2 pseudogenes are annotated in these 429 nt (G+C 66.9%); both read left to right on the top strand.

Features of this window, described 5'->3' with window-relative positions:
* Positions 1-187: pseudogene (locus G4D85_RS48560) on the top strand (OprO/OprP family phosphate-selective porin); the annotation flags it as partial.
* Positions 188-198: 11 nt separating this feature from the next.
* A pseudogene (locus G4D85_RS48555) lies at positions 199-429 on the top strand (sulfate transporter subunit); the annotation flags it as partial.

Here is a 429-nt window from a genome sequence, read left to right as displayed (position 1 = left end):
CATCTACGCGGACCCCACGCGTTTGGCGCGCAAGGCGCGAGGGTGGGGCGCCGTCGCGAACTGGTACCTCAACGGCAACGTCCGCGTGGCCACCTCATATGACCACACGAGCTTCGAAGGGGGCTCCGTGGACGGCGACCGCATCCCCGAAGACGTCGTCATGTCCCGCTTCCAGGTGAGCTGGTGAAAGGTCCCTCCATGCGCTTCTCTCTCCGGCTGTCCCTGCTCGTCGTGCTCGCCCTCACCGGGTGCTCGAAGTCCGGGGGCGAGTCCTCCGCTCCGAGCTCCGTCACGCTGCTCAACGTCTCGTATGACCCCACGCGGGAGCTGTACGCGGACGTCAACGCCGCCTTCGCGAAGCATTGGGAGGCGACGCACGGGCAGAAGGTCTCCATCAAGCAATCGCATGGCGGCTCCGGCAAGCAGGCG

The sequence above is a fragment of the Pyxidicoccus trucidator genome (assembly GCF_010894435.1).
GTDB lineage: Bacteria > Myxococcota > Myxococcia > Myxococcales > Myxococcaceae > Myxococcus > Myxococcus trucidator.
The sequence above is the reverse complement of the archived record's forward strand: the minus strand, read 5'-3'. Positions and strand labels throughout refer to the sequence as shown.